The 13,837-nt window shown below is 72.8% G+C and carries 12 protein-coding genes; 1 reads left to right on the top strand and 11 read right to left on the bottom strand.

Translation table 11 applies throughout. From position 1 onward, the window contains the following. Positions 1–76 precede the first annotated feature (76 nt). A complete protein-coding gene (locus ACGFSH_RS31105) occupies positions 77–1,582 on the bottom strand; it encodes a metallophosphoesterase family protein (protein WP_393354331.1) in 1,506 nt (501 codons plus the stop codon). A 325-nt stretch (positions 1,583–1,907) separates the two neighbouring features. Here ACGFSH_RS31105 and ACGFSH_RS31110 point away from each other — a divergent pair, with 325 nt between their 5' ends. Next, complete coding sequence (locus ACGFSH_RS31110; RefSeq protein WP_393354333.1) at positions 1,908–4,310, top strand: M4 family metallopeptidase; 2,403 nt, start codon at positions 1,908–1,910, stop codon at positions 4,308–4,310. Positions 4,311–4,404: 94 nt separating this feature from the next. On the opposite strand, the gene ACGFSH_RS31115 is transcribed toward ACGFSH_RS31110, so the two are convergent. From ACGFSH_RS31115 to ACGFSH_RS31160, 10 genes are all read right to left on the bottom strand, one after another. Further along, entirely contained in the window at positions 4,405–5,595 is a 1,191-nt protein-coding gene (locus ACGFSH_RS31115) for a glycoside hydrolase family 64 protein (RefSeq protein ID WP_393354335.1), read from the bottom strand. Positions 5,596–5,788: 193 nt separating this feature from the next. Continuing rightward, on the bottom strand, positions 5,789–6,544 hold the full coding sequence (locus ACGFSH_RS31120; RefSeq protein ID WP_393354337.1) for a dienelactone hydrolase family protein: 756 nt from the start codon (positions 6,542–6,544) through the stop codon (positions 5,789–5,791). A 130-nt stretch (positions 6,545–6,674) separates the two neighbouring features. After that, positions 6,675–7,295: an L-threonylcarbamoyladenylate synthase gene (locus tag ACGFSH_RS31125; protein ID WP_393354339.1), complete on the bottom strand. Its 621-nt coding sequence runs from the start codon at positions 7,293–7,295 to the stop codon at positions 6,675–6,677. 163 nt (positions 7,296–7,458) lie between these two features. Then, the gene (locus ACGFSH_RS31130; protein WP_393354341.1) at positions 7,459–8,721 is read right to left on the bottom strand and encodes a cytochrome P450; all 1,263 of its coding nucleotides are present in this window, start codon (positions 8,719–8,721) and stop codon (positions 7,459–7,461) included. Then, positions 8,718–9,971, bottom strand: coding sequence for a cytochrome P450 (locus tag ACGFSH_RS31135; RefSeq protein WP_393354343.1), 1,254 nt, complete (start codon positions 9,969–9,971; stop codon positions 8,718–8,720). The genes ACGFSH_RS31130 and ACGFSH_RS31135 overlap by 4 nt, the downstream gene beginning before the upstream one ends. Continuing rightward, on the bottom strand, positions 9,968–10,594 hold the full coding sequence (locus ACGFSH_RS31140; protein WP_329406444.1) for an ATP/GTP-binding protein: 627 nt from the start codon (positions 10,592–10,594) through the stop codon (positions 9,968–9,970). The genes ACGFSH_RS31135 and ACGFSH_RS31140 overlap by 4 nt, the downstream gene beginning before the upstream one ends. Next, positions 10,563–10,928, bottom strand: a complete 366-nt coding sequence (locus tag ACGFSH_RS31145) for a DUF742 domain-containing protein (RefSeq protein WP_329406443.1) — start codon at positions 10,926–10,928, stop codon at positions 10,563–10,565. The genes ACGFSH_RS31140 and ACGFSH_RS31145 overlap by 32 nt, the downstream gene beginning before the upstream one ends. Then, a complete protein-coding gene (locus ACGFSH_RS31150; protein WP_256920740.1) occupies positions 10,925–11,347 on the bottom strand; it encodes a roadblock/LC7 domain-containing protein in 423 nt (140 codons plus the stop codon). Before ACGFSH_RS31150 ends, ACGFSH_RS31145 begins: the two co-directional genes overlap by 4 nt. Then, on the bottom strand, positions 11,344–12,849 hold the full coding sequence (locus ACGFSH_RS31155) for an ATP-binding protein (RefSeq protein ID WP_393354346.1): 1,506 nt from the start codon (positions 12,847–12,849) through the stop codon (positions 11,344–11,346). Before ACGFSH_RS31155 ends, ACGFSH_RS31150 begins: the two co-directional genes overlap by 4 nt. A 285-nt stretch (positions 12,850–13,134) precedes the next feature. After that, positions 13,135–13,602, bottom strand: a complete 468-nt coding sequence (locus ACGFSH_RS31160) for a hypothetical protein (protein ID WP_393354348.1) — start codon at positions 13,600–13,602, stop codon at positions 13,135–13,137. Positions 13,603–13,837 lie beyond the last annotated feature (235 nt).

Here is a 13,837-nt window from a genome sequence, read left to right on the forward strand (position 1 = left end):
GACGCCCCGGACCCCTGTGCCGGGTCCCGCGCGGGTGACGTGTGCGCCCCCCCCTCGGCGGCAGGGGCGCGGGCGTTCACACCAGCGGGATGACGACCTCGTCCTCGACCGGCGGGTGCAGCTCCTGGGCGAGGTTGCCGGTGGCCGCGTGGCAGCGCAGCCGGACCGACTCCGGTGAGACGTCCAGGCGCAGGAAGCACTTGAAGAAGGGCGGGCTGTAGGTGGCGGAGCCCGGCGAGAAGAGCTGCGTGTAGATCTTGCGCACGGGCAGCCGGAGGCGTGCGCGGCGCTCCGGCCGGCTGCCGGTCCCGAGCAGGGAGGCGACCAGCCGGATCCGTCGCGTCACGCGCACCCGGGGGCCCGGTGCGCGGGTGGGCGGGATGCCCAGCCGTTCGGCGACGACCGCCTGCGCCTCTTCTTCGGTGAGGGTGAAGAAGCGGCGCATCCGCAGCCGGCGCCCGTAGAGCCGGCTGTAGAACGCCAGTGAGTCGCCGCGCAGCGGGTAACAGCGGAAGTCGCCCTCGGTGACGCCGGCGACGGACACGCGGGGGATGGTGTGCGTGGCGTGCATGAAGGCGCCGCCGCCGCCCGCGACGACGTACTGGAGCGTCCGGCCGTCCGCGAGACGCACCGGGTAGCGCTGGTAGTTGTGGATGTCGCCGCCTATCGCCGCGACGTAGTTGTGGGCGGGGTCGCGGACGATGTCGTCGACGGTGCCGCCGCCCTCGACGGGACACGGACGGCGTTCCCCGTCGACGACCAGGGGTGAGCCGGTGACGAGGATCTTCGGGCGCGGTCCCTGCGACACCTCGCGCAGCCACGCGCCCTGTTCGGCGTCCAGGACGCCGAGAAGCCCGGTGTCGATCCCGATGATGCGCAGGGGGCCGGCGTCGACGGCCCAGTACGGTCCGGGCTGCAGGGCCTGCTGGACCGGGGCGCCGCGCAACGCCCGTGCCCGTGCGAGGAGCCGGCCGTCGTCCGGGCGCGGCCGGTGCCACAGCAGGGAGCGCAGCCAGGCGCGGGTCAGGGGGCGCGGCGCGGGCTCGGCGGGCAGGGGAGGGGCTTCGCCGCAGAAGACGCGCATGAACGCGCCGAGATCCTCGTACCAGTCGTGGTTGCCCGGTATCGCGTATATGGGGGCCCGGTAGTCGCGGTACGGGCGGAAGAACTTCGCCTCGTAGTCGTCGGCGCTGCCGACCGGGTAGATGACGTCACTCGCCAGAACCGTGAAGGACGTCCCCTGACTGACCCTCAGGAAGCCGGGAATCACGGCGTATTGGGGATCGTCCCCCTCTCCCGTGTCGCCGATCACCATGAAGGAGAACTCGTCCGGGTCGTCACGCCGGACGACCTTGTCGGCCGGAGCGCCTGCGGCCGCCCGCTGCGCCACCAGGCGGCTGCGGGTGCGCCCCGTGGGGTCGCCGAACCAGGAGGCGAGCACTCCGTTGCGGGCGGCCCACAGGAGCCGGGGGTTCAGCCACGAGATCTTCTCGACCCCGCCCGGCATGAGTCGTCGGTAGGTGCCCGGGTCGGCGTCGCCCCAGCCGGCGCCCGCGGCGGAATCGCGTGAGGAGTCAGACACCGGTGCACCGTAGCAACGACCGCGCCCGGGGCGGCGCCCGGCCCGCGTCCGCGACCGCCGGACAGGGAACGCACAGGCAGCTCACAGCGCTGCCGGGCGCGACGGCGCCGGAGCTGTCCGCAACCGAGGGATAACCCTTGAAGCGTCCCGGTCGGGCTGACATGTCATCGACAAGCCTGTCATTCTCCCACCCAACTGCCGCACACCAGCGGCATGGTGCCCCACCTGCACACGGTCCCGCACCGCTCAGCTCGTCCCGGACAGCACACCCGTCTGCCCGGTCTGTCACCGGCCGATCCCACCGGCCGCAGCAGTAGGAGTACGAGTGAGACCCAACCCCCGCAAGCGGTCCGCCGTCGGAGCGGCCCTGCTCTCCACCGCCGCCCTTCTGGCTCTCGGCGTCCAGTCGGTTCCGGCGACCGCGGCGCCCGCGGCCCCCCACCCCACCCCCCTGCGCACCGGCGGCCTGCCCGCCGGCCTCACGCCCGCCCAGCACGCGGCGCTCGTCCGCGGAGCCGAGGCGAAGACGGCGCAGACGGCGCAGACCCTGGGCCTGGGCGCCCAGGAGAAGCTGCTCGTCAAGGACGTCGTGAAGGACAACGACGGCACCCTGCACACGCGTTACGAGCGCACCTACGCCGGACTGCCCGTCCTCGGCGGCGACCTCGTCGTGCACACGCCCCCGGCCTCCCTCGCCGCCGGCACGGTGAGCACGACCTTCAACAACAACCGCCGCACCGTCTCCGTCCGGTCCACGACCGCCTCGTACGGCAAGGCGGCCGCCGAGACCAAGGCGCTCAAGGCCGCGCGCGCCCTCGACGCGAAGGACCCGGCCGCCGGGAGCGCCCGCAAGGTGATCTGGGCCGGCTCGGGCACTCCGAAGCTCGCCTGGGAGACCGTGGTCGGCGGACTCCAGGACGACGGCACGCCGAGCAAGCTGCACGTCGTCACCGACGCCACCACCGGCGCCGAACTCGCCCGCTACGAAGGCGTCGAGACCGGCACCGGCAACACCCAGTACAGCGGCGCGGTCAGCCTGTCCACCACACTGTCCGGGTCGACGTACCAGCTGTACGACACCACGCGCGGCGGGCACAAGACGTACAGCCTCAACAAGGCCACCTCGGGCACCGGCACCCTGATGACCGACTCCGACGACGTCTGGGGGACCGGCGCGGGGTCCGACACGCAGACCGCCGGCGCGGACGCGGCCTACGGGGCCCAGGAGACCTGGGACTTCTACAAGAACACGTTCGGCCGCAGCGGCATCAAGAACGACGGCGTGGCGGCCTACTCCCGGGTCCACTACAGCAGTGGCTACGTCAACGCCTTCTGGGACGACGACTGCTTCTGCATGACCTACGGCGACGGCAGCGGCAACACCCACGCGCTGACCTCGCTGGACGTGGCCGGCCACGAGATGAGCCACGGCGTCACCTCGAACACGGCGGGCCTGAACTACACCGGCGAGTCCGGCGGCCTGAACGAGGCCACCTCGGACATCTTCGGCACCGGAGTGGAGTTCTACGCCAACAACTCCTCCGACGTGGGCGACTACCTCATCGGCGAGAAGATCGACATCAACGGCGACGGCTCCCCGCTGCGCTACATGGACAAGCCCAGCAAGGACGGCGGCTCCGCCGACAGCTGGTACTCCGGCGTCGGCAACCTCGACGTGCACTACTCCTCGGGCCCGGCGAACCACATGTTCTACCTGCTCTCCGAGGGCAGCGGCAGCAAGACCATCAACGGCGTCACCTACAACAGCCCCACCTCGGACGGCGTGGCCGTCGCGGGCATCGGCCGGGCCGCCGCGCTCCAGATCTGGTACAAGGCCCTGACCACGTACATGACGTCCAGCACCAACTACGCGGGCGCCCGCACCGCGGCCCTGAACGCGGCCGCCGCGCTCTACGGCTCCGGTTCCGCGCAGTACGCGGGAGTGGGCAACGCGTTCGCCGGCATCAACGTCGGCGGTCACATCACGGTCCCGTCGACCGGTGTCACGGTCACCAACCCGGGCAGCCAGACCGCCAAGGTCGGAACCGCGGTGAGCCTTCAGGTCTCGGCGAGCAGCACCAACGGCGGCTCGCTGACGTACGCGGCGACCGGTCTGCCCGCCGGCCTGTCGATCAACTCCTCGACGGGTCTGATCTCCGGCACGCCGACCACGGCCGGCTCGTCCAGCACCACCGTGACGGTGACCGACTCGACCGGCGCGACCGGCACCGCGGCCTTCACCTGGACGGTCAACGCCTCCGGCGGAGGCTCCTGCACGGCCACGCAGCTCCTGGGCAACGCGGGCTTCGAGTCGGGCAACACGACCTGGACCGCCACCAGCGGCGTCATCACCACCTCCAGCGGTGAGGCGGCCCGCACCGGCTCCTACAAGGCCTGGCTCGACGGCTACGGATCGACCCACACCGACACGCTCTCGCAGTCGGTGACGATCCCGAGCGGCTGCACCGGCACCACGTTCACCTTCTACCTGCACGTCGACACGGCCGAGACCACCTCCAGCACCCAGTACGACAAGCTGACGGTGACCGCCGGGTCGACCACCCTGGCCACGTACTCCAACCTCAACGCGGCCTCCGGCTACGTGCAGAAGTCCTTCAGCCTCGGGTCCTTCGCGGGCTCCACCGTGACCCTGAAGTTCTCCGGCGCCGAGGACTCCTCCCTTCAGACCAGCTTCGTCGTGGACGACACCGCCGTCACCACCGGCTGATCGCTCACGCACGACGGCGTCCCGCCCACGGGTTCCCTCCGTGGGCGGGACGTTGTCCGTCCGCCTGTCCGCTCGGCCCTACGGGCCGATCCGGTCAGCTCAGCGGGTCGAGCGTCAGGTACGCCTGGCGCGGTGAGCCGTCGTGGACGAGCGACTCCTGGTGGCCGACGTCGTCGAAGGCGAACGCGTACGCCTTCCCGTCGGCCATCTGCGCGTGGATCTTGCGCGCGTAGTGGTTGGTCACGGCGTCCTGGTAGAAGTTCGCCGCCGTCGTGTCCGGCTGGTTGGGGTTGACCAGCAGCGTGGAGCGGTTGAAGCCCGCGCACAGGGTCCGTGAGATCGGCCCGCGCACGGCGTCGTTGGGGGCGTCCAGCAGCCGGTGACAGCCGAAGACGCTGGACGCGTCCGGCTTCTGGAAACTCGTGACGACCGCCCCCGAGGCGTTGGTGAAGTTCATGACCCCGCCGGAGACGCGGCCGTAGTACTTCGTGCCCGGCTGGTCGGCGAAGGGCGTCACGGTCAGCGTCGTCGTCGCGTACTTCTGCCACACGCGGTTGACGTAGTCGTCCATGACGCCGGCCGGCAACGCCCCGGTCTCGACCCCGTACAGGGGGGAGAGGGCGCGCAGCACGGTGCCGTCGGAGCGGGTCTGGATCAGGTTCGCCCAGCCGCCGGGCTGGCCGCGCAGAGCGTTGAAGAAACCGGTGTATCCGCCCGGCTTGAGATGCCCGGTGCTGACGGTGCTCCCGTCGGAGCGCTGCACCCCGACCGCGTACGGCGCGGAGAACATGTCGACCTGGGTGCTGTTGAGCCACAGTCCCGAGTCGTTGAGCGTGTACTCCGACCAGTTGAACAGGATGGAGCGGTTGGGGTCGCTCGGGTTCTGCACGGCCGGCTGCACCAGTCCGCCGGTGGTCAGCCGGAAGTCGAGCTTGCGCCCGTACGAGAAGTAGATCCGGCCGGAGAACTTGGGCACCCGGATCGTGGTCGACTGCCCCGCGCCGGGTCCCGCTATCGACGCGTCGGGGGCGGGGGTCGGCGGATTGCCGCCGGCCGGCCAGGCGTGGAAGCCGCCGTTCGCGTCCGCCCAGCCCTGGCGGCCCGACGACAGCTGGGTGCCGAGGTTGTACACGTACACGGCCTCGCCGCGGCCCGAGTTGTTGGTGATCTTCAGCGGGATGGTGTCCGGGACGGCGGCCCCGGCGACCTGCGGCGGCCCGAGGGTGAGCAGTGCGCCGACGAGGGCGCCGGCTCCCAGCAGCCTGAGGGTGATCCTTCTGAACACTCTCCACCTCCGTGGGGGGATGAGCCTGTGGGGTGGTCCGTGGGGAGTCCGTGGGGTGCGGAATTGGTCCGGACCAGTTTGAGAGCGCTCTCAACGTCGCATCGGGCCGTGCGCATGTCAACGACTTCAACAAAAAGAGAACGCCCACGACCCCTCGGGTGCCGTGGGCGTTCGCGCCGGTTGCCGGTCCGGTTCAGAAGGTCCGCTTCAGCAGGTCGAGCAGCGCGGTCCAGTGCCGCTCGTCGGCGGCCTCGTCGTACGCGGAGGTGTCGGCCTGCGTGTAGCCGTGTTCGGCGCCGGTGTAGACCTCGCAGGTGTGCCGGACGCCGGCCGCGGTGAGGGCCTCGTCGAAACGGGCGATCTGCTCCGGCGGCAGGCCGTGGTCGTTGTCCGCGTGGCCGAAGTACACCTCGCACGTGATGTGCTCGGCCGCGAGGTGCGGGCTGTCCGGCGCGTCGGTGACGAGCCGGCTCCCGTGGAAGCCGGCCACCGCCGCGATCCGGTCCGGGTAGGCGCCGGCCGTGGGCAGGGTGAGCCGGGCGCCCATGCAGTATCCGGTCACCGCGACCGGCCCGTCCGCGACCGCCGGGCTCTCCCGCATCCACCGCAGGTACGCGTCGGCGTCCCGGATGATCAGTTCCGGGGTGAGCGCCAGCACGAACGGGTACAGCGTCTCGAAGATCTCCGGCCGCGCGGCCGGGTCGATGAACTCCGGCAACTCCATCAGGGGGGCGCGGCCGTGGCGGTGGAACAGGTTGGGGACCAGCACCGCGTAACCGGCGCCGGCCAGCCGGTCGGCCATCGCCCGCAGCTGCGGACGGAGCCCGAAGGCGTCCTGGTAGAGCAGCACGCCCGGCCTGGGCGCTCCGTCGCCGGGGTGGGCGAGATAGGCGTCGGCGACGCCGTCCCCGGTGCGGATGTCCACTGCTGTTCCCTGTACGGAGGTCATGGGGGAGCCTCTCTGCGCGGTGCACGGCGACGACCGGTCGACCGGGGCCCGGCCGGACCGGGCGGACGACACGACGTCATCGTTGCACGCACCATTCATCCGGCCGCGAGGGCCCCCGGCGCGGGCCGCGCTACTCGAAGCGCGAGGTGTCGCCCGCGCCGTGCCGCACGATCTGCGCCTCGCCCTCCGAGAAGTCGATCACCGTGGTCGGCTCCGTTCCGCACTCCCCGGAGTCGAGCACGCCGTCCACCACGTGGTCCAGGGTGTCCTTGATCTCCCAGCCCTGGGTCATCGGCTCGTCCTCGCCGGGCAGCAGCAGGGTGCTGGACAGCAGCGGCTCGCCCAGCTCGCTCAGCAGGGCCTGGGTGACGACGTGGTCCGGGATGCGCACGCCCACCGTCTTCTTCTTCGGATGCTGGAGCATGCGCGGCACCTCCTTCGTCGCCGGGAGGATGAAGGTGTAACTGCCGGGAGTCGACGCCTTGATCGCGCGGAACACGTCCTTGTCCACCCGGACGAACTGGCCGAGCTGCGCGAAGTCCTGGCAGACCAGCGTGAAGTGGTGCCGGTCGTCGAGGTTGCGGATGGCCCGGATGCGGTCGATGCCGTTCTTGCTGCCCAGCTTGCAGCCCAGGGCGTAGCAGGAATCCGTCGGATACGCGATCAGCGCGTCCGCCCGGATGGCCGCCGCGACCTGGGAGATGGTGCGCGGCTGGGGGTTGTCGGGGTGCACGTCGTAGTACTTCGCCATTGGCCGAGCTTATGCCGTGCCGGGCCGCGGCACCGTCCCGGACCGTCCGGCCCGCGCCGCGCGGGGCGGAGCCGGACCCGGCGGCGTCGGCCCTCGCGCGCCGGGCCGCCCCGCAGACCGGTCCCCCCGGCGGTCCTCCCGCGCGCCGCCCGCCGCGAGGCCGTCAGCCGCGCAACCGGACCGGGATCTCCTGCCAGCCGCTCGCGATGAACGAGGGCACCTGCCGCAGTTCCCCCGCCGCGGCGTCCAAGCGCAGCCCGGGGAACCGCTCGAACAGCGCGGGCAGAGCCGTGAGCGCCTCCATGCGGGCCAGGGGCGCCCCGATGCACCGGTGCACGCCGATCCCGAAGGCCAGGTGGTCCTCCGCACCGCGGGCCGCGTCGAACTCCTCCGCGGCCGGGCCGTAGTGCGCCGGGTCCGCGTTCGCCGCCGCGTAGGTCGTGATGATGGCGTCGCCGGCCGGGATCGTCACGTCGCCGACCTCGAGGTCGCTGACGGCGAAGCGCAGCGGCAGGGTGGCGATCGACGGGTACAGCCGCAGCGTCTCGTCCACGACGGCGTCCCAGCCGATCTCACCGCGCCGCACGGCCGCGAGCTGCTCGGGCCGGCGCAGCAGCGCCACCACCGCGTTCCCCACGAGGTTGACGGTCGTCTCGAACCCGGCCCCGATGACCAGCAGCAACGTGTACAGCAGTTCCTCGTCGCTCAACCGGTCGCCCTCCTCGTCGCGCACCCGGATCAGCTCGGTCGTCAGGTCGTCGCCGGGCTGTTCGCTCTTGTGGGCGATGAGCGAGCCCAGCACCGCGCCGATCTGCTCCTGCACGAACGCGGCGTGCTCCGGAGTCGGATCGGAGGTGTCCATGATCGCCGCTATGAGCCGCCCGGTGGCGGGCCTCAACTCCTCCGGCACGCCGAAGAGTTCGCAGATGATCCGCATCGGCAGCGGGTGGGCGAACGCGGCCTTGAGGTCCACCGTCGCCCCGCCGTCACGCTCACCCTCGCCCTTGCCGTCGCGTGCCGCATCGTGGTCGAGGGCGTCGAGCAGTTCGGTGGTGATCGCCTCCACGCGCCCGCGCAGCGCCTCCGTGCGCCGGTGGGTGAAGCTCGGCGCCACCAGTCGCCGCAGCCGCGCGTGGTCGGGGCCGTAGGTGGAGAGCATGTTGACCACGCCGACCCAGCCCAGGATCCAGCCCCAGGAGGGGTGTTGGCCGATCTCCGGCCAGAGCCGCCAGTGCCGCCGGGGATCCTTGCTGACCCGCGGGTCCAGGATCAGCGTCTTGAGGGTGTCGTAGCCGGTGGGCGCCCAGGCCGGGATGCCGCCGGGCAGCTCGACGGGCACGATCGGGCCGAGGGTGCGCAGCCGGGCGCTCTCGGCGTGCACGTCGGCGCCGAACGGGTCGAGGGCGATGCGGTCGGTCACGGTCACGTACGGACTCCTTGCGAGGTGGCGGAGGCGGGCGAGGGGGAGCGAGGGCTGAAGCGGACGGGCAGCGCGCTCAGCGAGCGGTGGAACGGGCCCGGCCGCCAGGTCAGCCGGTCGCGCGGCACCACGGGGTCCAGATCGGGCAGCCACTGGGTGAGCTGTTCGATCGCCTCGGTGACGAGGAGCAGCGTGTGCTGCTTGACGGGGCAGGCGTGCGCCCCCGCGCCCCACGACAGGTGCGAGGCGTCGGCGGGATGCCGGCCGGCGTCGCCCTCCCGCTCGGCGAACCGTCCGAGCGCTCCGTACGAGACCACCACCGGTACCGCCTCGCGCAGCCGGACCCCGTGGAACGTGACGGGTCTGCGGGCGTAGTAGACGCCGTAGTTCGCCAACGGCGTCTCGTGGTGCAGCACCTCCACCACCGCGTCCATGACCGGACGCGCGCCGCTGGTGAGGGTGGAGTAGTACACCGGGTTGCCCAGGATCCGGGACAGGGTGTTCGACACGAGGTTGGCGGTCGGCTCGTACCCGGCGCCCAGCGTGAGGAACACCTGCCAGGTGACCTCCTCGCGGGTCAGTCCGGCCGGGTGGTCCAGCAGATGACTCGGCAGGTCGTCACCGCGCCGGCCCGCCTTCGCCGCGATGAGTTCCAGCACGTACTGGGCGTACTGCGCCTCGCCCTCGGCGGCCTGCGCGCCGCCCTCCATCATCTTGCCGAGGCCCTCGTTGAGCCGGTCGCCCTGGCTGTCGGGCAGCCCGAACAGGTCGTTGAGCACCAGGGCCATCAGCGGCCGCGCGAAGTCCGCGACCAGGTCGGCCTCGCCGCGCGGACCGATGCGGCCCGCCAGCAGCCGCACCGCCCGGTGCACGCGCCCGCGCAGGTCGTGCGGTTCGACCAGGTCGAAGACGTCGATGAGGGTGGTGCGGTAGCGCAGGTGCTCCGCGCCGTCGGCGAACAGCGCGTTCGGCCGCCACCGCATCATGCCCAGCACCGGCGAGTCGACGGGCACGGTGGCCTCCCAGGCCCGCGGATCGTGCGAGAAGGCCTGCGTGTCGTGCAGGACGTCCAGCGCGGCCCGCCGGCCGGTGACCACGTACGCGGGCACGCCGGGCGCCAACTCGGCCCATCCGACGGCACCTTGGGCGCGCAGGGCGGCGTAGTAGCGGTGCGGGTCGGAGGCGAAGCCGTCCTCCCACAGCCGGACCGGCGCGGTGCGGTCGGCGTCGCGCCGGCCGGCGGGGAAGGCGCTCACCGGGCCTCCGCCGGGAAGCGGCCGACGAGATGGTCGACCAGCGCGAGCAGCGCGTCGACCGAGGAGTTCGCGTCGCGGGCGTCGCAGGTCACCATCGGCGTCCCCGGCTCCAGGTCCAGCGCCCGGCGCAGCCGTTCCTCGCCGTAGTGGCGCGGTGCGTCGGGGAACGCGTTGAACGCCACCGCGTACGGCAGCCCGCTCTCCTCGACCAGCCCCAGCACGTCGAACGACGCGTCGAGGCGGCGGCTGTCGACCAGGACGAGCGCCCCCAGCGCCCCGTGGGCGATGTCGTCCCACAGACTCCGGAAACGCTCCTGTCCGGGTGTGCCGAACAGATACAGCACGACGTCGCCCGGCAGGCTGATGCGGCCGAAGTCGATGGCGACGGTGGTGGTGGACTTCTCCCGCACACCGGCCAGGTCGTCGACCCCGGCGGACGCCTCCGACAGGGGCTCCTCGGTGTGCAGCGGCCGGATCTCCGAGACCGAGTCGATCAGGGTCGTCTTGCCCACCCCGAACGGTCCCGCGACCAGGATCTTCACCAGGTCGCGGTCGGTGTCGGGCACGTGGACGGCGCCGGTCGCACCGGCGCTACGAGCGAAGCTTGAGGGCGCGGAGGCCATCGGCCACTCTTTTCAGCAGGTCGGGGTCGTACCGTTCGGCGGGCGGGATCGGCGCGCGGGCGAGGACCAGGTCCCGGTCGAGGAGGTCGGCCGCCAGCACCCGTACGGCGGAGACCGGGAGCCGCAGCAGCGCCGCGGCCTCCACCACGGCCAGCGAGCCGTCCTCCAGGCTGTCCAGCAGGGCGAGTTCGGCGGCGGGGAGACCGGCGGGCGGCGGCTCGCCGCTGCGGGCGAGCACCGACAGCCGCTCCAGGTGCGGACGGCTGGGCCGGGTCACGCCGCCGGTCGACAGGTACGCGGGGACCAGGGGCCGGCCGGCCGGGCGGTCGGTCATGCCGCAGGGTCGTCGTCGGCTCCCCGGGGCGCGGCCGCCATGGCCTTCTCGCCCAGTCGCGCCACCTGCGAGTGGAGCCGGTGCGCCAGCAGGTCCAGCCGCACCTCCGCGTCGCCGTACGCGGCCACGCAGGTGCCGTGATCGGTCGGCACGATGAGCACGTAGCCGTGGTCGGACTCGATGACGATCTGCCGCACCTCGGCGCGCTCCCGGTCGGCGAACGCGGCCGCCGCCGTGCGGCAGGCGCCCTGCACGGTGCTGGTGATGGCGGCCACCCGCTCGGCCGAGGGCTGGGACAGGGCGTCGGTGTAGCCCGTCACGAGACCGTCCCGGGTCAGCATGACGGCGGCCAGCACGTGCGGCACCTGCAGGATCGGCTCCAGCACCCATGCCGTGTCGCCCGTGTTGCGGCTGGTCATCTGGCCGCGCCCCCTTCGTCGTCGCTCTGGTCGTCGTCGCTCTGGTCGGTGTCGTCGTTCGGGACGTGCAGGTCGTTCAGGTCGGTGCTGTCGCTCCGCTCGGTGCGCTTGTCCGCGGCGGGCGGGCCGGTGCGCTCGCCGGGGCCCGCGGCCGCGGCGCGTGCCGCCGCGGTGCCGGACTGCAGTGCGCCGAGGGCGGCCGCGGCCTCCTCCGCCCGGCGCGCGGGGCCGCGCACGGGAGCCGGCGCGGGGACGGGCGCCGGGGGTGCGGTCCTGCTGCGGCGGCGGCGCTGCGGCAGACCGTCGGCGTCCGGGAGTTCGTGGTGCCCGGGCGGCGCGTCCGCGGCGGCGGCTTCCGAGCCGTAGGCGTGGGCGTGGCCGGCTGCTGTCGCGACCGAGGCCGGCCGCTCGGGTGCGGTCCTGCGCGTGGTGCGGGTCGTCCGCGGGGCGCTCGCGGCCGGCGGCCGGTCGGCCGGGTCGAGCCGGCTGAGGAGATGGCTGTCCACCCGCAGCACGGCCCGCACGCCTCCGTAGGGCGAGGCCGAGGAGACGTCGACGCCGAGGTCGAACTGCCGGGTCAGCCGGCCGATCGCGGCGAGGCCCATGCGCGGCGGGTCGCCGAGGTCGGTGAGCAGAATGGGATCGTCGCCGGCCACCAGCCGCTGGGCGCGCTCCCGTTCGTCGAGGGTCATGCCCAGGCCCGCGTCGTCGACGGTGACGCACACCCCGTGATGGACGTGCTCCAGGCTGACCACGACGTCGGTGTCGGGGGCGGAGTGCCGCAGTGCGTTGTCGAGCAGTTCGGCGACGATGACGGCCACCGGTTCGACGGCGTGCGACACCAGGGCCGTTCCGGGTTCGAGGTGGTTGTGGACCTGTACCCGGTGGTACCCCGCGAGCCGCGCCTGGCCGCCGGTCACCGCGTCCACCAGGTGCGATTCCTCGCGCGCCAGCCCGACCCAGGCGCCGCACACCACGGCCGCGACCTGGGCGCGGCGCAGCGACTGCTCGTTCTCGTGGTCCAGGCGGAACAGCGTCTGCGCCAACTCCGGGTCGTCGTAGCGCTGTTGGAGCCCGCGCAGCGCGTCCTGGAGCCGGTACAGGGCCGCCTGGATCTCCCGGACGGCGCCCCGCATGCCGGCCTGTGCCGCGGCGTCGACGCGGGTGCGCTGGGCCGCCGCCTCGGTCTGCACGGCCAGCAGCACGTCCTCCAGGGCGACGCCCAGCGGGGTCCCGGCGGTGAGCGGCTGGAGGGGTCCCGGCACGGACAGGTGCGGGTGCGCCACCCGGCGGGCGGCGGCGGGCACGCGCCGCGTCGCCAGATGCTCGACCTCGGCCGTGAACGCCCGTGCGGTGCCGTCGAGCCGGGTGCGCAGCGCGGCGATCTCCGCGAGCTGCCGGTGGTGCCGCCGCCTGGCGCGCACGAGCCCGCCGCCGAGGGCGAACGCGGACAGTGAGCCGGCGGCCAGGGCGCCGGCCACGAGGTCCGGTAATTCGATCATGGGTGCGGTTCCAGTGAGGGTCGGGCGGCGTCACGGCGTTCAGGGCAGGCCGGATCCGACGGGCTCGGACCGGGCACTCGCAGCACAGTACACACCGTCATCGATCGATCCCGCACGGTCGAGCGGGACTTCGCTCCGAAAGTGACCGGCATCTGTTCACTTCTGCGCCGACTGTCGGAATTGCCTTACGCCGCAAGCGAATTGGACGACACCTGCCGCACGCGGACCAGGTCGTCCGCCCCGGTCGGGTCGCCGGTCCCTCGGCGCCGGCCGACGCGGACCCGGTCACACCCCGAGCGCCGGCGAGAGTACGGCCAGCGTGCCGTTGGCCTGTCTCAGCGCGAGTTCCAGCGTGGCGGGCGGATGCAGCGCGCCCGTGCCGTCCGGCGGCACCAGCCACTCCACGAACCGGGCCGCCCGGTAAGGGGGAGGCACCGCCACCCATGATCCCCGGCCCGCGCGCCGCAGTCCCGCCCCGATCCACCGGCTGCCGGGATCGGGCGGCAGGAAGAAGCCCACGCGGTGCGCCGCGGTGTCGACGAGCGTCGGCCCCGGCACCGGACGCGAGGTCTGCCACAGCAGGTCCAGGGTGAGCAGCCCCAGTCGGTCCGGCACGCTCAGCACGTCCCAGTAGCGGCCCGCCTCCAGCAGCGCCACCCCGTCGCCGTGATCCCACTCCCGCTTGCACAGCCGCGGGTCCGTCGCGGCGGCCGAGAGCCACTCCACGCCGCGCATCCACCTCGCATCGCTCATGTCGGCTCCGTGTGACGTCCGCCGGCGGCCGCATGCCGCCCGGGCATATGCATGCTGGTGGATCTCCGCACGTGGCGGAAGGGGTGGCGAACCCTGGCGTTTCGGTCTGTTTCGTTCGACGTCCGTGCCTCTGTTCGGCTCCGTTCGCAGCCCGAAGGGCCCGGACGGAGCGACCGCCGGGCCCTTCGTGTTCTGTTCACCGTCCCCGCGCGCCCGCCGGGGCGAGGCCTCACTC

This window comes from Streptomyces sp. NPDC048481 (assembly GCF_043200075.1).
Taxonomy (GTDB): domain Bacteria; phylum Actinomycetota; class Actinomycetes; order Streptomycetales; family Streptomycetaceae; genus Streptomyces.